The organism is Devosia sp. A449 (assembly GCF_054489375.1).
Genome location: NZ_JBTMWU010000003.1, coordinates 24,967 through 43,512 on the forward strand (window position 1 = coordinate 24,967; position 18,546 = coordinate 43,512).

The following is an 18,546-nucleotide window of genomic DNA, read 5'->3' on the forward strand; positions in this document are numbered from 1 at the left end:
TTAGCTCGCTTTTTTGCGCGATGGCGCTTTGGCCGCCTTGCCGGGTTTACCATCACCTTCGAGGCTGGATTTCAGCGCTGCCATCAGGTCGATGACATTGGAGCCGCTGGCCGGGCGCTCGTCCGGCTCGTCCTTGGTGGAGATGGTGCGGTCCTTGCTCTTGAGCTTGCGGGCGATCAGTTCGCGCAAGGCGGCCTGATAGTGATCCTTGAACAGGCTGGCGTCGAAGGCGGCGGTCTTTTTGTCGATCAGCGCGGTGGCCACGTCGAGCAGATCAGAGTCCGCCTGCTTGGCCGGGATATCGGCGAAATAGGGCTCGGCCGCGCGCAGCTCGTCCTGATAATGCAGGGTTTCGAGCAGCAGGCCCTTGCCCGAGGGGCGGATGGCGACGAGATATTCCTTGCCGCGCAACGCCAATTGGCCGAGCCCGACCTTGTCGCTCTGGCGCAACGCATCGCGGATGACGATGAAGGCGTCTTCGGCCAGATCATCAGCCGGGGTCATGTAATAGGGCTTGTCGTAATAGAGCGGGTCGATCTCGCTGGCGCCGACGAATTGGGTCAGCTCCAGGGTTTTTTTGGTCTCCAGCCGCACCGCGTCGATTTCCTCGTCGGTCAGCAGGACGTAATCGCCCTTTTCGTATTCAAAGCCCTTCATGATGTCGTCGGTGTCGATCGGACCGATCCCGTCCACCACTTTTTCATAGTGGATGGGCTTGCCCGATGGCTCGTGGATCTGGCGGAAGCTGGGTTTGGCGTCGGCCTTGGTGGCCGTGTACAGCTCGACCGCAATCGAAACGAGGGACAGGCGCAACTGGCCTTTCCAGATGGGACGTGACGCTGGCATAGTAAGCTCTCGGCGCTGGTTATCCTGCCGGTTCAACTCTTGGCTGGGTGGCTTCGTTCCGAGTCGCGGCGTTGCGCTGGTTAATGGGCGGCCATATTGTCGCCGCAACGCAGATCAGGAGAGCATTAGCGATGGAATTATTTGACGGCTTCGCCCTGGATGGCCTCAGTATCACGCTGATCGGCCTGGGTATTCTGGCGCTGCTGGTGCTGTTCGCCGGCGCCAAGACGGTGCCGCAGGGGTTCAATTACACCATTGAACGCTTCGGCAAATATACCCGCACCCTCAAGCCGGGCCTCAACCTAATCGTGCCGTTCATCGACAAGATCGGCAAGAAGATCAACGTCATGGAGCAGGTGCTCGAGGTGCCTCACCAGGAGGTAATCACCCGCGACAATGCTTCCATTACCGCCAATGGCGTGACCTTCTATCAAATCCTCGATGCAGCGGCGGCGGCCTATGAGGTCTCGGGGCTGGAAAACGCCATCCTCAATCTGACCATGACCAATATCCGTACGGTGATGGGCTCGATGGATATGGACGAGCTGCTGTCCAATCGCGACGAGATCAACCATCGCCTGCTCAAGGTGGTGGATGCGGCGGTCTCGCCCTGGGGCGTCAAGATTACCCGTATCGAGATCAAGGATATCGATCCGCCCAAGGATGTGGTGGAATCGATGGGGCGGCAGATGAAGGCGGAACGCGAAAAGCGCGCCGCGATTCTCGAAGCCGAGGGCCGCCGGCAATCGGCGATTTTGCAGGCCGAGGGCGCCAAGCAGGCGCAGGTGCTGGAAGCCGAAGGGCGAAGGGAAGCGGCGTTCCGCGATGCCGAAGCGCGCGAGCGCTCGGCCGAGGCCGAAGCCAAGGCGACCACCATGGTCAGCGAGGCCATCGCCAGTGGCAGCGTGCAGGCGATCAATTATTTCGTTGCCAATAATTACATCAAGGCGCTCGAAGCCATCGCCACCTCGCCCAACCAGAAAATCCTCATGCTGCCGCTGGAAGCCTCAAGCGTCATCGGCGCGATTGGCGGCATTGCCGAGATCGCCAGGGAAAGCTTTGGCGGTGGCGCACCGGCGCAGCCGCGCTCGGGTCGCCCGCCCAGCAGCGGCGGCCAACAGGGATAAATCATGCAGATTATCGACTTCATCATCAGTTATGGCGGCTGGTCCTGGATCGTGGCGGGACTGATCCTGCTGGCGCTGGAGCTGGTGCTGCCGGGCGGTTTCCTGCTGTGGATGGGGATTTCGGGGCTGGTCACCGGGCTGATGACGCTGTTCCAGCCGATCAGCTGGCCGATGCAATGGCTGATCTTTGGTGTGCTGTCGCTGGTCAGCATCGTGCTGTGGCTGCGCTGGACCCGCGATCGGCCCGCCGATACCGACCGGCCTTTGCTCAACCAGCGCGGCGACCAATTGATCGGGCAGGAGGCGGTGCTGGACCAGGCCATCGAGCAGGGCATGGGCCGCATCGTGCTGGGCGACAGCGTGTGGCGCGTGTCGGGCGCCGATCTGCCGGCTGGCAGCCGGGTGCGGATTGTCGGCCATGATGGCGCGGTGCTGAAGGTGGAAGCGGCGGACTGAGGTCGGTCGCCATCTAACCCCATCCACGGTGTCACCCCGGCCTTGAGCCGGGGCCCATCCCCCGATCATTTGTTAAAAATCCATCTCAAGATGGCTCCCGGCTCAAGGCCGGGAAGACATCGAGTTTGTTAGGCCAAAAGGCTGCTATCCACAGTCCCGGCAAGGTTTCGTTAACCATAAGATGGAAGGATTGCGCCGGGCTCGGGGCCGCATTGTTGCGGGCCGTTTCCAGTTTTGGGGGAGGCGAGTTTGCCTTTGGGTCGGCGGCACAGATGGAGATGGGCGGGCACCACAGCGCTCACCGCCCTGCTTCTGGCTGCGCCGGCGCTGGCGGCGTCCGATCATGCGCTGGGCGATGGTTCGGGCGTCGACAATGAACGCCTGCTCCCCAATGTCTATCCAACCGATCCCGTGCTGGCCAATGCCGATGGGCTGGCTGAACCCTATGATCCATTTTTCGACGTCGACTGGTCGGTGGCGCTGCGCGGCAGCTACACCAAGGCCACGGCGGGCGAGCGCTTCGATGTGAGGCTAGTGCCGACGGTCGGGCTCGAGCATATCGGCACGCGCTCGGCGATCAATCTCGATGCCAGCGCGGAACTGACGCGGCCCAGCGAGGGCGGCAATATCGCGCTTGGCGCGCTGCGGCTGGGGCTGCAGAGCGGCTACGACCTCGACAGTGTCACCCGCGTCACCGCCACCGGCAGCCTGGGGCTGACCCAGCCCTTGCCGGGCACGCCGGGACTGGCCAGCAGCATCGCCAACCCGCCGCAAACCACCAATGGCGGGGCCGAACTCGGCATCACGCGGCGGTTCGGCAAGTTCAATGTCGGGCTGACCGGCGCGGCGGAGCGCCATGTCTATGGCGCCACCACGCTGACCAATGGCAGCGTCACCGATAATTCGGAGCAGAATTTCTGGTCGCTCGACAGCGCCCTGCGCGTCGGCTTCCAGGCGACGCCGATTTTCGAAGTGTTCGGGGTGGCCGGGCTGGGGCGCGATGTGTTCGACCTGCCCTCATCGGTGCTGCTGGTGCGGCCCGACGCCACCGATACCACGCTCAAGGGTGGGGTGACCGGCCGCTGGAACGGGATTCTGGAAGCCACCGCCTCGGTCGGTGTCGGCCTGCGGCGCTTCGATGCCAGCAGCCTCGGCGAAGTGGTGACCCAGCTTTACGACGCCCAGATCAGCTTCATGCCCGATCCGACCTGGCGGTTGACGACCGGCTTTGCCACCACGGTGGCGCCGCCCGGCCCCAATGCCGGTGGCACGGCGCGGGTCGATTACACCGCCAATGCGGAAATCGGCTATACGGTCAATTCCTGGCTCAAGCTGCGGGCGCTGGCCGACTGGAACACGGCGCAATTCACCGCCAGCCCCGACACCGAGACCGGTTATGGCTTCGGCGCCGGCGCCGACTACAAGGTCAACGCCCATACGGCGGTGACAGCCGATTACGGCTTCGATCATGCCGACAGCAGCGCCAATGGCGTGCAGCAGGCGCATCGGATGACGCTGGGGATCACGCTGTCGCGGTAGCGTAGCTAAGCCCTCTCCCCATGCTCGATGTCATCCCGGCCTTGAGCCGGGACCCATCTTGAGATCTCAGGATGGGCCCCGGGTCGAGCCCGGGGTGACACGGTGGGTGGGGACAGATAGGCGGCCCTAGAAATGCCCACCCAGATCGAGCTTGCGCAGTTCCTTGATGAAGCCGTCGCGGATGTCGTCGCGGTCGAGGGCGTAGACCACATTGGCGGTCAGAAAGCCGATCTTGGAGCCACAGTCAAAGCTCTGGCCCTGATATTTGACGCCGGTGAAGGCCTGGGTCTGCATCAGCGTCTGCATGGCGTCGGTGAGCTGGATTTCCCCTCCCGCGCCGCGCTGCTGGTTGGCCAGCAGGCCAAAGATGTCGGGCTGCAGGATGTAGCGGCCGGAGATGATGAGGTTGGACGGGGCGTCCTCGCGCTTGGGCTTTTCCACCATGCCGGTGAGAGAGAACCCGGTATCCGGGCCCTCGCCACGCTCGATCACGCCATAGGATGAAACCTCGCTTTCGGGCACTTCCTCGACGGCGATGACATTGCCGCCGGTGTGCTCATAGGTGTCCATCATCTGCTTGAGCACGCCGGGCTCGCCCTTGAACAGCATGTCGGGCAGCAGCAGGGCGAAGGGATTGTCACCAACGATGTCGCGGGCGCACCAGACGGCGTGGCCGAGCCCGAGCGGCTCCTGCTGGCGGGTGAAGCTGGTGCGGCCGGCCGAGGGCAGGTCCTTGCGCAATTCGTCGAGGGCATGGCTCTTGCCGCGGGCTTCGAGCGTGGTCTCCAGCTCGAACTGGCGGTCGAAGTGATCTTCGATGACGCCCTTGTTGCGGCCGGTGACGAAAACGAAATGCTCGATGCCGGCTTCGCGCGCCTCATCCACCGCATATTGAATCAGCGGCCGGTCGACGACCGTCAGCATTTCCTTGGGCAGGGCCTTGGTTGCCGGCAGGAAACGGGTTCCGAGGCCGGCGACTGGAAATACCGCCGTTCTGACGCGTTTAGACAAATCTCATACTCCGTGACGTGGATCGGCTGTAAAGCTATCTCAACCTGTCTAAAATATCATCAAGGCGAATTAAGCCTATAAAATTACGGAGTTTATCCCATGGCGGTGCTGGTAACCGGGGGCGCGGGCTATATTGGCAGCCATATGGTGCTCAACCTGACCGATGCGGGCGAGAAGGTCGTGGTGCTGGACAATCTGGTGACCGGCTTTGACTGGGCCATCGATGGGCGTGCCATTTTCGAGCCGGGCGACGCCAGCGATATCGACCATGTGCGCAAAGTGATCGACAAGCATGGCATCACCGAGATCGTGCATTTCGCCGGCTCCATCGTGGTGCCGGAATCGGTGATCGACCCGCTGAAATATTACGGCAACAACACCGCCACCTCGCGCAATCTGATCGAAGCGGCGGTGAAAAGCGGGGTGAAGCACTTCATCTTCTCCTCGACCGCTGCGGTTTACGGCATGACCGGGCTGGCCCCGGTGGTCGAAACCACGCCGCTCAACCCGATGTCGCCCTATGGTCGCTCCAAGCTGATGACCGAATGGATGCTGGCCGATGTGGCGGCCGCCCACCCGATGACCTTTGGCGTGCTGCGCTATTTCAACGTCGCCGGCGCCGATCCCGCCAAGCGTAGCGGGCAATCCTCGCCGCTGGCCACCCACCTGATCAAGGTCGCCTGCCAGACGGCCTTGGGCCAGCGCGACAAGATGGATATTTTCGGCACCGATTACGAAACCCCGGACGGCACCTGCATCCGCGACTATATCCACGTCACCGATCTGATCGCGGCGCATGCGCTGCTGCTGAAACATCTGCGCCAAGGAGGGCAGAGCACCACGCTCAACTGCGCCTATGGCCAGGGCTTTTCGGTGCGGCAGGTGGTGGACATGGTGCGCGACGTTTCCGGCGTCAATTTCCGCGCCGAGGAAGGCCCGCGCCGCGCCGGCGATCCGGCCTCGATCACCGCCACCGGCGCAAAAGTGCGCCAGCAGCTGGGCTGGGTGCCCCGGCATGATGATCTGCGCGAAATCGTGCAATCGGCCTATGACTGGGAACGCCATCTGATGACGCGGAACCGCTAGGGTGATGCGCTGGCTGGTCGGGCTTTGGCTGGTTCTGCTGAGCCTGCCGGCCCTTGCCCAGCCGATCGAGAGCTTTGACAGTTTTGTCGCCAATTTTCGCGCCAAGGCTGTCGCGGCCGGCGTCGATGGCGCGGTGTATGACCGGGCGATGGGTGGGCTGACACCCGATCCACGCGTGCCCGACCTCGTCACCACCCAGCCCGAATTTACCACGCCGATCTGGGACTATATCGACGGGCGGGTGACCGCTAACCGCATCGCCCGCGGCAAGGCGGCGATTGCTGCGCAGTCGGGGCTGTTCCAGAGCGTCGGCCAGAGCTATGGCGTCGACCCCTATCTGCTGGGCGCCATCTGGGGCATGGAAACCGACTATGGCGCGGTGCTGGGCAATGACAAGCTGATCCGCCCGATCATCCGTTCGCTGGCGACCCTGGTGCAGCAGCGCCGCACAAGGCTCAAGGAAGACGAGGGTGATCTGATCGCGGCTTTGCTGCTGGTGCAGCGCGGGCCACTCGATAGCCAGCAGCTGGTCGGCTCATGGGCCGGGGCCATCGGGCATTTGCAGGTCAATCCGTCCAATGTGGTGGCTTATGGCAGCGATGGCGACGGCGACGGTCGGGTGGATCTGCATAATTCCCTCGCCGATGCCTTGGCCACCAGTGCGCGCTATCTGCGCGGGCTGGGGTATCAGCCCGGTCTCGATTGGGGCATGGAAGTGGTGGTGCCGGAGGGCTTTGATTATCTGCTGGCCAGCCGCACCGAATTGCGCCCGCTATCCTTCTTTGCCGAGCGCGGCATTACAAGGGTAGCGAACCGGCAATTCGCCGACCGCAATCTGCCGGTGTTTCTCTATGTGCCGGCCGGCAAGGACGGGCCGAAATTCCTGATGACGCAGAATTATCTGGTGCTGAAGGGCTATAATTTCTCCGACAGCTACGCCATGAGCGTCGCCCATATGACCGACCGGCTCAAGGGCGGCAGCGGCTTTGTCGATGACTGGCCGCGCAGCGTGGCACTGCCCAATCTGGTGCAGCGCCAGGTGATCCAGCAGGCACTGACGCGGCTGGGGCTGTATGATGGCGCGGTGGATGGGCGGCTGGGGCCGATCAGCCAGGAGGCCTATGCGCGGTTTCAGGCAGCGCAGGGGCAGGTGGCCGATGGCTTCATCACCCGCGCCAGTGCCGAGGCGCTGGCCGCTGCGGCGCGGTAACATCGTGGGGACGTCGATGGTGTTGCGGTGCCGGCTTTGCTAGAGGAAACAGATTGTTGCGCGGGAAAGCCATGATCCGCCTGATTGTCGCATTGCTGGTCGGCTTGCTCGTCTTCGTTGACGTGGCGCCGGCGCTTGCCCAAAATCAGGGCACAGTGCTGATGGCGCAGGAGGCCAAGCGCCGCACCCTGTTCGATCTGCTGTTCGGCGAGCCCGAGGCGCCGCCGGCTCCGGTGACACAGCCGCGCCGACAAACCCAGCAGGCGGCGCCCGCCGCCCTGCCGCCGCCCAAGCCGCAGGTGGAAAAAGCTCCCGATGCGACGCGGCTGGCGGTGTTTGGCGATTCCCTTGCCATCGACCTCAGCCGGGCGCTGGAACGGTTTTATGCCGAAGACCCCAATCTGGTGGTGCTCGATCAGGGCGTCAGCTCGTCAGGCTTCGTGCGCGCCGATTATTTTGATTGGGACAAGGCGATCTCCGAGCAGATTGCCGCCGACAGTTTTGATCTGGCCGTGGTGATCATCGGCATCAATGACCGGCAGGAACTGACGGTCAACGGCCAAAGCTATGCGCCGCTGACCGAGCCATGGAACGCCGCCTATCAGGCGCGCATCGCCAGTTTCCTCGGCAAGCTGCGCGCGGCGCGCAAGCCGGTGATCTGGGTCGGGTTGCCGCCAATGGCCAAGAGCGAATATTCCGCCGCCATCAGCCAGATCAGCAATATCCAGCGGCTGGCGAGCTTTTCCGGTGGCGCTGAGTTTCTCGATATTTATGAGCGGTTTCTCGGCGAAGACGGCAAATATTCCAGCCATGGTCCTGATGTGAACGGGCAGAATGCCCGCATGCGCAAGGATGACGGCATTCATTTTTCCGCCGCCGGCTCGGACAAGCTGGCCTTCTATCTCAACCAGACCATTCGCGCCTTCTATCGCGGCGGCGGGGTTTCCATCGCGGTGGCCGATCCGCTGCTCGGCACCGATGCAGCGGCGATGCTGCGCCCGCCCTATCAGGGGCTGGGGCAAATCCGCCTGCTCGAAGTGGCCGGGGCGGTGGTGCCGATCAGCCGGGTGCCGGCGCGGGCTGGCGACCTGCTGCTGGCCAGTGACATGCCCAGCAACGCGCCGCCGTTTACGCTGGAGCAATTGGTGACGGCGCCCATCGGCCGGGTCGATGCGTTCGGCGTCGGCATTGATCCGACGGCGGAACCGGTGAGGAATACCGGGGGACGGTGAGCCCTATTCGGTAAACCTGACCGCGCCGATATGGGGCAGGTTGCGATTGCGCTGGGCGTAGTCGATGCCGTAGCCGACGACGAATTCATCGGGAATGTCGAAGCCGACCCATTTGGCGGTGACATCGGTCTCGCGGCGGCTCGGCTTGTTGAGCAAAGCGCAGACCTCCATACGGCCGGGCTGGCGGGTACCGAGAATTTCCAGCACATGCTTGAGCGTGTAGCCGGTGTCGACAATGTCTTCCACCACCAGCACGTCGCGCCCGCCAATCTCGCCGCGCAGATCCTTGAGGATGCGGACTTCCCGGCTCGATTCGGTGCCGTCGCCATAGGACGAGGCTTCGAGGAAATCGACCTCCACCGGCAGGTCGAGTTCGCGCACCAGATCGGCGATGAAGATGAACGAACCACGCAATAGCCCGACCACGACGAGCTTGTCGGTGCCGGCATAATAGGTGGAAATATCCTTGGCCAGCGCTTCAACGCGCGCGGCGATGGCCTTGGCGGAGATCAGTTCGTCGACGACATAAGGCTTGGTGGTCATGTTTGGTCCTGCCGGGTGACGCAGGGGTTTTAGTCGGTTCGCAGCGGGTGGGCAACGGGGCAGCACCGCTGCTTTTTCTGGCCATCGTCATTGCCGGGTGGTGACGGTGTGGAAATATTGGGGAAGGAGCGGCCGAGGCATGATGGCGCCTCATTCACCGTGTCACCCCGGCCTTGAGCCGGGGCCCATCCCGAGATCTCAAGATGGGTCCCGGCTCAAGGCCGGGATGACATCGGGGTGGTGGGGCCGCCGGGGTCGACGGCCCCCAAATATTACCGTGGCAAATCCGTCTTGCCCATCAGTTCGAAGTCGATGGAGCGAGCAGCCTGCCTGCCTTCGCGGATCGCCCAGACGACGAGGGACTGGCCCCGACGCATGTCGCCGGCGGCGTAAACCTTGGGCGTGGTGGTCTTGTAGCTCATGGTATCGGCAAACAGATTGCCGCGCTTGTCGAGTTGCGCGCCCAGTTCGGTCAGCATGCCCTCTTGCGTCGGACCGGCAAAGCCGATGGCCAGCAGCACGATGTCGGCCTTGATGATGAACTCCGTGCCGGGGATGGGCTGGCGGGTGCGGTCGACGCGGGCGCATTCGACGCCGGTGACGTCGCCCCGCGCGTTGCCGACGATCTTCATGGTACCGGCGGCGAATTCGCGGATGGCGCCCTCGGCTTGCGATGAAGAGGTCCGCATCTTGACCGCCCAATTGGGCCAGTTGGTCAGCTTGTTCTCCAGTTCCGGCGGCATCGGGCGGACGTCGAGCTGGGTCACGGCGATGGCGCCCTGGCGAAACGCCGTGCCGACACAGTCACTAGCGGTATCGCCGCCACCGACCACCACGACATGCTTGCCGGCGGCGGTGAGCTGGAATTCACCCGACACATCCTCGCCGCCGAGGCGGCGATTTTGCTGCACCAAAAACGGCATGGCGTAATGCACGCCACTCAGCTCCGTGCCTTCGGAATCGACCGGGCGCGGCTTTTCGGCGCCGCCAGCGAGCAGCATTGCATCATGTTGGCGCTGCAATTCGGCCAGCGTCGTGGTCACCCCGACATTGACGCCATAGTGGAAGGTGACCCCTTCGGCTTCCATCTGCGTGACGCGGAAGTCGATATGGTCCTTCTCCATCTTGAAGTCGGGAATGCCATAACGCATCAGCCCGCCGGCCTTGGGCTCGCGCTCATAGACATGCACGTCGTGACCAGCACGGGCCAGTTGCTGGGCGGCGGCGAGCCCCGCCGGACCCGAGCCGACAATGCCGACCGACTTGCCGGTCTTGCGGCTCGGCAATTGCGGCTTGATCCAGCCATTGCGGATGGCGCGGTCGGCGATGGCCTGTTCGATGGTCTTGATGGCGACCGGGGCGTCTTCCAGATTCAGCGTGCAGGCTTCCTCGCAGGGGGCGGGGCAGATGCGGCCGGTGAATTCGGGGAAGTTGTTGGTCGAGTGCAGATTGCGCGCGGCCTCTTCCCAGTCCCCGCCATAGACCAGATCGTTCCAGTCGGGGATCTGGTTATGCACCGGGCAGCCGGTATCGCCATGGCAATAGGGTATGCCGCAATCCATGCAGCGGGCCGCCTGATCGACGATGCGCCCTTCGCTCATCGGGATGGTGAATTCGCCAAAATGGCGGATGCGATCGGACGCCGGCTCATAGCGCGGGTCTTCACGTTCGATTTCGAGAAAGCCTGTGACCTTACCCATTTTGCTCTCCCTTACTCTGCGGCCATGTGCTGACCGGCCCGACGCTGTTCCATCTCGCGGATGGCGCGGCGGTATTCGACGGGCATCACCTTGACGAATTTCGGCCGCATCTCGACCCAGTTGTCGAGGATCATCCGGGCGCGGGTGGAGCCGGTATAGTGCAGGTGATTGGAGATGAGCTGGTGCAGCCGCTCATCATCGTGACGGGTCATGTCGCCGGAGATATCGACCCGGCCATGCCATTCCAGATCGCCACCATGATGGTGCAATTGCTGCATCAGATTTTCTTCCTCGGGCACCGGCTCGAGCTCGACCATGGCGAGGTTGCAGCGCTCGCGGAAACTCTCGTCTTCGTCGAGCACATAGGCGACGCCACCACTCATGCCGGCAGCGAAATTGCGGCCGGTGGGGCCGATGACGACGACAACCCCGCCGGTCATATATTCGCAGCCATGATCGCCGGTGCCTTCGACCACGGCGACGGCCCCGGAATTGCGCACGGCGAAGCGTTCGCCGGCGACGCCGCGGAAGTAGCATTCCCCGGCAATGGCGCCGTAGAGCACGGTATTGCCGACAATGATCGACTTGGACGGATCAAAGCCGGCCTGCTCGGAGGGGCGAATGACGATGCGGCCGCCGCTGAGGCCCTTGCCGACATAGTCATTGGCGTCGCCCACCAGATCGATGGCGATGCCCTTGGCCAGAAACGCGCCAAAGGCCTGGCCGGCAGTGCCGGTCAGCTTGATGGCGATAGAGTCGTCGGGCAGGCCCTCGTGACCATATTTGCGGGCCACTGCCCCCGACAGCATGGCGCCGGCCGAGCGGTCGCGGCTGCGGATCGGCAGGTCGAGCTGCACCGGGGTGCCATGTTCGAGCGCCGGCTGGGCCAGTTCAATGAGCTGGCGATCCAGCACCGCTTCGAGGTGATGGTTCTGCGCCTCGGAGTGATACAGCGTATCGCCGCCCAACGGTTCGGGCTTGTAGATCAGCTTGGTGAAGTCGACGCCTTCGGCCTTCCAGTGGTCGTGCAGCGACTTCTGGTCGAGCAGGTCGGAGCGGCCGATCAGCTCGCGCAGGGTGCGGGCGCCCATGGCGGCCAGCAGCCCGCGCAGCTCTTCGGCGATAAAGAAGAAGTAGTTGATGACGTGCTCGGGCGTGCCCTTGAAGCGCTTGCGCAGCACCGGGTCCTGGGTGGCGACGCCAACCGGGCAGGTGTTGAGATGGCACTTGCGCATCATGATGCAGCCGGCGGCGATCAGCGGCGCGGTGGCAAAGCCGAATTCATCGGCCCCGAGCAGCGCGCCGATCAGCACATCGCGTCCGGTCTTGAGCCCGCCATCGACCTGCAACACGACGCGGCTACGCAGCCGGTTGAGCACCAGCGTCTGGTGGGTTTCGGCCAGCCCGATTTCCCATGGGCCGCCGGCATGCTTGAGCGAGGTCAGCGGCGAAGCGCCGGTGCCACCATCATAGCCGGAGACGGTGATGTGATCGGCGCGCGCCTTGGCAACGCCTGCCGCCACGGTGCCGACCCCGACTTCGCTGACCAGCTTGACCGAGATCGCCGCCTGCTCATTGACGTTTTTGAGGTCGTAGATCAGCTGCGCCAGATCTTCGATGGAATAGATATCGTGATGCGGCGGCGGGCTGATCAGGCCTACCCCGGGGGTGGAATGGCGCGTCTTGGCGACGATCCAGTCGACCTTGTGGCCGGGCAATTGCCCGCCCTCGCCGGGCTTGGCGCCCTGCGCGACCTTGATCTGCAATGCATCTGCATTGACCAGATACTCGGTGGTGACGCCAAAGCGGCCCGAGGCAATCTGCTTGATCGCCGAGCGCATCGGGTTCTGGCTGCCATCGGGCAGGGGCTTGTAGCGGTCGGGCTCCTCGCCGCCTTCGCCGGTATTGGACTTGCCGCCAATGCGGTTCATCGCCTGCGCCAGCGTGGTATGGGCCTCGCGCGAAATCGAGCCGAAGCTCATGGCGCCGGTGGCGAAGCGCTTGACGATATCCACCGCCGGCTCGACGTCATCGAGCGGGATGGCGGCGCCGAGCGGGCGCACATCGAGCAGATTGCGGATGGCGACAAAGCCGTTTTCGCCCGAATTGACCCGCGCGGCATAGCTGTCATAGCGCTCCTGCGCCGTGTCCGGGTTTTCGTCCTTGGTGCGCACGGCATGCTGCAGATCGGCGACCACGTCGGGCGACCAGGCATGGACCTCGCCACGCATGCGATAGGCATATTCGCCGCCGACATCGAGCGCCCGGCGCAACACCGCGTCATCGCCGAACGCCAGCGTATGACGCCGCACGGTTTCCTCGGCGACCTCCTTGAGCCCGACGCCCTCGATGGAGGTGGCGGTGCCGAAGAAGTACTTGTTGACGAAGCTGGTGCTGAGCCCGATGGCGTCGAAAATCTGCGCGCCGCAATAGGACTGGTAGGTGGAAATGCCCATCTTGGACATCACCTTGAGCAGGCCCTTGCCCACCGACTTGATGTAGCGATAGACCACTTCATCCGCCGAGACTTCCTCGGGATAATTGCCCTCGGCATGCAGCGATTGCAGCGCTTCAAACGCCAGATAGGGGTTGATGGCTTCGGCGCCATAGCCGGCCAGCATGGCGAAGTGGTGGATTTCGCGGGCTTCGCCGGTTTCGACCACGAGACCCGTCGAGGTGCGCAGCCCCTTGCGGATGAGATGATGATGCACTGCGGCCAGCGCCAGCAGCGTCGGGATATCCAGCCGGTCGGCGGCGATCATCCGGTCGGAGAGGATGATGATGTTATATTCGCCACGCACCGCGTCCTCGGCCTGCTGGCAGAGGCTGTCGATGGCCGCTTCCATGCCCGCCGCGCCCCTATCCTTGGGATAGGTGATGTCCAGCGTCTTGGTCTTGAACTGGTTGGTGTCGATATCGCCGATAGCGCGGATCTTCTCCAGATCGTCATTGGTCAGGATCGGCTGGCGCACTTCGAGCCGCTTGACCTTGGACAGGCCCTCCAGATCGAACAGGTTCGGCCGCGGCCCGATAAACGACACCAGGCTCATCACCGATTCCTCGCGGATCGGGTCGATGGGCGGATTGGTGACCTGGGCGAAGTTCTGCTTGAAATAGGTGTAGAGCAGCTTTGCCTTATTGGAGAGCACCGAGATGGGCGTATCGGTGCCCATCGAGCCCACGGCTTCCTGGCCGGTGGTGGCCATCGGCGCCATCAGCAGCTTGATGTCTTCCTGGGTATAGGCAAAGGCCTGCAACCGATCGAGCAGCGCTTCGGTCGGCTGGGGCGCCTTGGGGGCAACCGGGGGCAGGTCTTCCAGCACGATCTGGGTACGGGCCAGCCAATCGGCATAGGGATTGGCAGTGGCCAGCGTCGACTTGATCTCGTCGTCGGAGATGATGCGACCCTGTTCAAGGTCGATCAGCAGCATGCGGCCCGGCTGCAGGCGCCAGCGCTCGACAATATCCTCATCGGGAATCGCCAGGACGCCGGATTCCGAGGCCAGGACCACATGGCCTTCCTTGGTCACCAGATAGCGGGCCGGACGCAAGCCATTGCGGTCGAGCGTCGCCACCACATAGCGGCCATCGGACAGCGACATGGCGGCGGGGCCGTCCCACGGCTCCATCAGCGAGGCGTGATACTGATAAAACGCCCGGCGCTTCTCGTTCATCAGCGGATTGCCAGCCCAGGCTTCGGGGATCAGCATCATCGCCGCATGCGGCAGCGGATAGCCGCCGCGCACCAGAAATTCGAGCGCGTTGTCAAAGCAGGCGGTGTCGGACTGGCCCTCATAGGAAATCGGCCAGAGCTTGCCGATATCCTCGCCGAAATACTTGGAATGCACCGAGGCCTGGCGGGCCGCCATCCAGTTCACATTGCCCCGAATGGTGTTGATCTCACCATTATGGGTGGTCATGCGATAGGGGTGGGCCAGCTTCCACGACGGGAAGGTGTTGGTAGAAAACCGCTGATGCACCAGCGCCAGCGCGCTCTCAAATTGCGCGTCCGCCAGATCGGGATAAAACGGCCCCAGCTGATAGGCGAGGAACATGCCCTTATAGACAATGGTGCGGGCCGACATCGAGACGACGTAAAAGCCGTTATCGCTGTTGCTCTCGGGCACCTGGGCATAGACGGTGTTGGAGATCACCTTGCGGGCGATCAGCAGCTTGCGCTCGAACTCATCCAGCGTCAGCGCATCAGGCCGCGCAATCACCATCTGCTCGATGATCGGCTGGGTGGCGATGACGCCGGGGCTGAGCTGGCTGTTGTCGGTGGGGACGACGCGGGTGCCAAGCAGCGTCAGGCCTTCGCTTTCGAGGCAGGCTTGCACGGCAGCGGCACACTTGTCGCGCAGGCCGGCAATGTTCGGATAGAACAGCATGGCCACAGCGTAGTGGTGCTTTTCGGGCAGGGGGAAGGGGAGCACCTTGCGGAAGAAGGCGTCGGGGGTCTGGACCAAAATGCCGGCACCGTCGCCCATCAGCGGGTCGGCGCCCACAGCGCCCCGGTGTTCCAGGTTTTCCAGAATTTCCAGGCCCTTTTCGACCACTTCGTGGCTGGGCTGGTTCTTGATATTGGCAATCATGCCGATGCCGCAGGCATCGTGTTCGTTTTTCGGGTCATACAATCCTTGCGCCGCCGGTCGTCCACTAAGCGGACCGGCGGCGGATGACCGTGTTGGAACTTGGCACGACCCTACCTGGCTGATGACCATCTGATTTTCCTCAACTGTATTATGGCGGCATTACCGCCGGTTTGACCACACCGGCAGAAGCCGGCCCGAATTTTGCGGGCACATCGCGGTTCGGATCGTACGGGGTACGGCCCGGCCTATAAGGCGATGTGTATCCGTGGGGGAGCGGCGCTGCATCCAAATGGCCGCTCAATTCGGGCTTAGATTAGCCCCGCCTATCCGTTTCCGCTATCACGTAGCGGGCCAGCCGGACCGGCGTGCGCGCTAACCGGGGAGACCGGGGCGACGCATCAGATAGGACAGGCTTGCTGCCCTAACTCGATGACATTTGCACGATTCAAAAGCATGATCAAGAAAAAATAGGAGAAGGCGGATTTCGCGATAGGAGATCATAGGACTCTTGGCAAAATCCGCCTAAATCTTATGCATTCTGCTGCGAAATCAGGCAATTTCGCCGCGCAAATCCAAAGTCCTATTCGAGATGGGACTTGATGAACCAGAGGGATTTGTCGAGTTCGCGCGAGAAGGCGGTGAGGATATCGGCGGCGTCGGCATCGCCGGCTTCATCGGTGGCGTCGATGTCTTCGCGCACCTGATTGGCCAGCGCGGCATAGCGTTCGGCCAGCGCAGCGAGGTGATCGGTGACCTTGCGAATGTCGGTGGGATAGGCGGCGAGCGTGCTGGCTGTGGCGACGATCTGGCTGGTGCCCAGGGCAATGCCGTCAAGCTGGGCGACGCGTTCGGCGATGATATCGACATGCTCGTCAATGGCGGCCCGCATCGGGTCCAGCATTTCATGCACGGCGATGAAATTGGGTCCCTTGAGGTTCCAATGCGCCTGCTTGGTGATCAGGGCCAGATCGATGGCATCGGCCAGCCGGGCATTTAGAATCTCGATGACGGCCGACTTGGCATTGGCCTTGAGGGCGATGGCGGGGAGTTTCATGGAAAAATCCTTTGACGCTGGAGGGTCTGCCCGAACAACCGCCAAACTGGGCGGTGGTTCCGGGGCAGGGGGAATTTGGTGCTGGGGCGAGCGGTTGTTGGCCGCAAGAGTCCCCAAAAACTCGGTGTCATCCCGGCCTTGAGCCGGGACCCATCCTGAGATGGCTGCAATGGCTTGATCGGGGGATGGGCCCCGGCTCAAGGCCGGGGTGACATGGTGGGTGGGGCGCGATCTCGCACCAACCCGGTCGCAAAGAAAAGGCGCAGTCCTTGCGAACTGCGCCCGTATCGTCACCGCGAGGGCGCGTCGGTTAGTTGACCGACTTGTCCTCGATGGAGGAAGCGGCGCCGCCGGTGATCTGGATGCTGCGCGGCTTCTTGCTTTCGGGCAATTCGCGCTTCAGCTGCAGATGCAAGAGGCCGTTCTCGAGCGAAGCACCGTGGATCTCGACATAGTCGGCCAGCTGGAAACGCAGCTCGAAGGCGCGTTCGGCAATGCCGCGATGGAGGAATTCACGGGTCTTGTCAGGCGTGTCGCCAGCCTTGGCGCCCTTGACCACCAGGCTGTTTTCCTTGGTCTCGATGGCAATGTCGCCATTGGCAAAGCCGGCAACGGCAATCGAGATGCGGTAGGCGTCATCGCCGGTGCGCTCGATATTGTAGGGCGGGTAGGTCTTGGCCTCCTGCCCGACCAGATTGTCGAGACGGTTGAACACCCGGTCGAAGCCGACGGTGGAGCGGTAGAAGGGGGAAAAATCGATGGTCTGCATGTCACATTCTCCTGTGAGCAACGTGGAGGTCCCGGTGGTCTCGGACAGCGCTCCCAAAAACGAGGCGAGCGGTTGATTTCGAGGTCGGGGTTCCCGGTAAGCCGGCGAACGATTGAAATATGGGAGCCGATTTGGCGGGTTCAAGAGGGCGCGAGATGAACCGAAAATGAATGGCGCGGTCTGATCGAGTTCAGGCGCGGGCGGCTAGAAATCGGGCATGTGCTGCGGCAAGCCTCGGCACTGCCCCAACGCGGTCCCAGCAACGCCCCCCGCATGGGCCCGCACCAGGAAACCAGCATCCCCCGGGATGCTGGTTTTCTTTTGTGCCGGTGTTTGCTCTAAGATCAGGGCTCAGCTTTGCGGGAATGTTCATGAGCGCCGTTGTCGACCCCGATGGACCGAGCCTGGTCAATATCGCCTCCAACCCGATCCCCGAAGGCGCGCGGGTGGGCTATTTCACCACCAGCGACAAGGTGCGGCTGCGCTACGCGCTGTGGCCCAAATCGGCGGGCGCGCATCGCGGCACCATCTGCCTCGTGCAGGGGCGTACCGAATTCATCGAGAAATATTTCGAGACCATCGAGGATTTCCGCCGGCGCGGCTTTTCCGTCGCCACCTTCGATTGGCGCGGGCAGGGCGGCTCGGACCGGCTGATCGGCAATCCCCGGCTGGGCTATGTCGACCGTTTCGAGGATTACGGCACCGATCTGGCGAGCTTTCACCGCGACATCCTGCTGCCCGACTGCCCGCCGCCGTTTTATCTGGTGGGCCATTCGATGGGCGGGCTGGCCTCGCTGTTTGCCGGCATCAATGACCGAATGATGTTCGACCGCATCTTCCTGTCGTCGCCGATGGTGGCGCTGGACCGCCAGCCGCTGAGCATGAAGGGCATGGCGCGGGTCACCGCGACGCTGAGCTTTCTCGGGCTCGGGCAGTTGCCGATCAGCCGCAAGGCCGACCAGCCGGTCTCGGATGCCAATTTTCCCAATAATCCGCTGACCGGCGATCTGATCCGCTATATGCGCTCGGTCGATGTGATAAGGGCGCGGCCGGGGCTGGAAATAACCGCGCCGACCATTCGCTGGGCCGCGTCGGCCTTTGGCGCGATGGCCGAAGCGGGGGAGGATAATTTCCCGGCCCGCATCCGGGTGCCGCTGCTGATCCTGGCGGGGGCGCGCGACGAAGTGGTGTCGACCCCGGCCACCGAACAGCTTGGCCTGCGCATGCGCACCGGCCGGCATGTAGTCATTCCCGGCGCACGGCATGAGTTATTCGTCGAGACCGACAATATTCGTGGCCAGCTGTTTGCGGCGTTTGACGCGTTTATTACCGAGCAGAGCGTGTAAACCGCCGGTAAACCACTATTTTGGTATCTTCCCTC

At 63.1% G+C, this 18,546-nt stretch carries 14 protein-coding genes; 7 read left to right on the forward strand and 7 right to left on the reverse strand.

The features are described from left to right. Positions 1 to 846 carry a non-homologous end joining protein Ku gene (gene ku, locus ACX3OW_RS09390; RefSeq protein WP_459095512.1) on the reverse strand — a complete coding sequence of 282 codons (846 nt, stop codon included), beginning with the start codon at positions 844 to 846 and terminating at the stop codon, positions 1 to 3. Positions 847 to 977: 131 nt separating this feature from the next. Between ku and ACX3OW_RS09395 the strand changes: the two genes are divergently transcribed. From ACX3OW_RS09395 to ACX3OW_RS09405, 3 genes are all read left to right on the forward strand, one after another. Beyond that, positions 978 to 1,973 carry an SPFH domain-containing protein gene (locus ACX3OW_RS09395; protein WP_459095513.1) on the forward strand — a complete coding sequence of 332 codons (996 nt, stop codon included), beginning with the start codon at positions 978 to 980 and terminating at the stop codon, positions 1,971 to 1,973. 3 nt (positions 1,974 to 1,976) lie between these two features. Beyond that, positions 1,977 to 2,429, forward strand: coding sequence for an NfeD family protein (locus tag ACX3OW_RS09400; RefSeq protein WP_459095514.1), 453 nt, complete (start codon positions 1,977 to 1,979; stop codon positions 2,427 to 2,429). Between the two features lie 249 nt (positions 2,430 to 2,678). Then, positions 2,679 to 3,968 (forward strand): outer membrane beta-barrel protein, encoded by a 1,290-nt coding sequence (locus ACX3OW_RS09405; RefSeq protein WP_459095515.1) that lies wholly within the window; start codon positions 2,679 to 2,681, stop codon positions 3,966 to 3,968. Positions 3,969 to 4,094: 126 nt separating this feature from the next. Here the strand turns inward: ACX3OW_RS09405 and galU are convergent, their stop codons facing one another. After that, on the reverse strand, positions 4,095 to 4,979 hold the full coding sequence (gene galU / locus ACX3OW_RS09410; RefSeq protein WP_459095516.1) for a UTP--glucose-1-phosphate uridylyltransferase GalU: 885 nt from the start codon (positions 4,977 to 4,979) through the stop codon (positions 4,095 to 4,097). 99 nt (positions 4,980 to 5,078) lie between these two features. On the opposite strand from galU, the gene galE reads away from it, so the two are divergent. The 3 genes from galE to ACX3OW_RS09425 are packed head-to-tail and all read left to right on the forward strand — an operon-like array spanning position 5,079 to position 8,507. Continuing rightward, positions 5,079 to 6,065, forward strand: a complete 987-nt coding sequence (gene galE / locus ACX3OW_RS09415; RefSeq protein ID WP_459095517.1) for a UDP-glucose 4-epimerase GalE — start codon at positions 5,079 to 5,081, stop codon at positions 6,063 to 6,065. Between the two features lie 4 nt (positions 6,066 to 6,069). Continuing rightward, positions 6,070 to 7,275, forward strand: a complete 1,206-nt coding sequence (locus ACX3OW_RS09420) for a lytic murein transglycosylase (protein ID WP_459095518.1) — start codon at positions 6,070 to 6,072, stop codon at positions 7,273 to 7,275. Between the two features lie 56 nt (positions 7,276 to 7,331). Continuing rightward, entirely contained in the window at positions 7,332 to 8,507 is a 1,176-nt protein-coding gene (locus ACX3OW_RS09425) for an SGNH/GDSL hydrolase family protein (RefSeq protein ID WP_459095519.1), read from the forward strand. A 3-nt stretch (positions 8,508 to 8,510) separates the two neighbouring features. On the opposite strand, the gene hpt is transcribed toward ACX3OW_RS09425, so the two are convergent. From hpt to ACX3OW_RS09450, 5 genes are all read right to left on the reverse strand, one after another. Next, positions 8,511 to 9,050, reverse strand: coding sequence for a hypoxanthine phosphoribosyltransferase (gene hpt / locus ACX3OW_RS09430; protein WP_459095520.1), 540 nt, complete (start codon positions 9,048 to 9,050; stop codon positions 8,511 to 8,513). Positions 9,051 to 9,322: 272 nt separating this feature from the next. After that, positions 9,323 to 10,750 carry a glutamate synthase subunit beta gene (locus tag ACX3OW_RS09435; RefSeq protein ID WP_459095521.1) on the reverse strand — a complete coding sequence of 476 codons (1,428 nt, stop codon included), beginning with the start codon at positions 10,748 to 10,750 and terminating at the stop codon, positions 9,323 to 9,325. A gap of 11 nt (positions 10,751 to 10,761) precedes the next feature. Further along, complete coding sequence (gene gltB / locus ACX3OW_RS09440; protein WP_459095522.1) at positions 10,762 to 15,471, reverse strand: glutamate synthase large subunit; 4,710 nt, start codon at positions 15,469 to 15,471, stop codon at positions 10,762 to 10,764. A gap of 451 nt (positions 15,472 to 15,922) precedes the next feature. Beyond that, entirely contained in the window at positions 15,923 to 16,396 is a 474-nt protein-coding gene (dps, locus tag ACX3OW_RS09445; RefSeq protein ID WP_459095523.1) for a DNA starvation/stationary phase protection protein Dps, read from the reverse strand. A 310-nt stretch (positions 16,397 to 16,706) separates the two neighbouring features. Beyond that, a complete protein-coding gene (locus ACX3OW_RS09450; RefSeq protein WP_459095524.1) occupies positions 16,707 to 17,165 on the reverse strand; it encodes an Hsp20 family protein in 459 nt (152 codons plus the stop codon). 371 nt (positions 17,166 to 17,536) lie between these two features. On the opposite strand from ACX3OW_RS09450, the gene ACX3OW_RS09455 reads away from it, so the two are divergent. Beyond that, complete coding sequence (locus tag ACX3OW_RS09455; protein ID WP_459095525.1) at positions 17,537 to 18,511, forward strand: alpha/beta fold hydrolase; 975 nt, start codon at positions 17,537 to 17,539, stop codon at positions 18,509 to 18,511. Positions 18,512 to 18,546: the final 35 nt, after the last annotated feature.

Bases quoted from the DNA above. Each gene is read 5' to 3' on its own strand.
- ku (WP_459095512.1), bottom strand. From the start codon at position 846: ATGCCAGCGTCACGTCCCATCTGGAAAGGCCAGTTGCGCCTGTCCCTC.
- ACX3OW_RS09395 (WP_459095513.1), top strand. From the start codon at position 978: ATGGAATTATTTGACGGCTTCGCCCTGGATGGCCTCAGTATCACGCTG.
- ACX3OW_RS09400 (WP_459095514.1), top strand. From the start codon at position 1,977: ATGCAGATTATCGACTTCATCATCAGTTATGGCGGCTGGTCCTGGATC.
- galE (WP_459095517.1), top strand. From the start codon at position 5,079: ATGGCGGTGCTGGTAACCGGGGGCGCGGGCTATATTGGCAGCCATATG.
- ACX3OW_RS09420 (WP_459095518.1), top strand. From the start codon at position 6,070: ATGCGCTGGCTGGTCGGGCTTTGGCTGGTTCTGCTGAGCCTGCCGGCC.
- hpt (WP_459095520.1), bottom strand. From the start codon at position 9,050: ATGACCACCAAGCCTTATGTCGTCGACGAACTGATCTCCGCCAAGGCC.
- ACX3OW_RS09435 (WP_459095521.1), bottom strand. From the start codon at position 10,750: ATGGGTAAGGTCACAGGCTTTCTCGAAATCGAACGTGAAGACCCGCGC.
- gltB (WP_459095522.1), bottom strand. From the start codon at position 15,471: ATGGTCATCAGCCAGGTAGGGTCGTGCCAAGTTCCAACACGGTCATCC.
- dps (WP_459095523.1), bottom strand. From the start codon at position 16,396: ATGAAACTCCCCGCCATCGCCCTCAAGGCCAATGCCAAGTCGGCCGTC.
- ACX3OW_RS09450 (WP_459095524.1), bottom strand. From the start codon at position 17,165: ATGCAGACCATCGATTTTTCCCCCTTCTACCGCTCCACCGTCGGCTTC.
- ACX3OW_RS09455 (WP_459095525.1), top strand. From the start codon at position 17,537: ATGAGCGCCGTTGTCGACCCCGATGGACCGAGCCTGGTCAATATCGCC.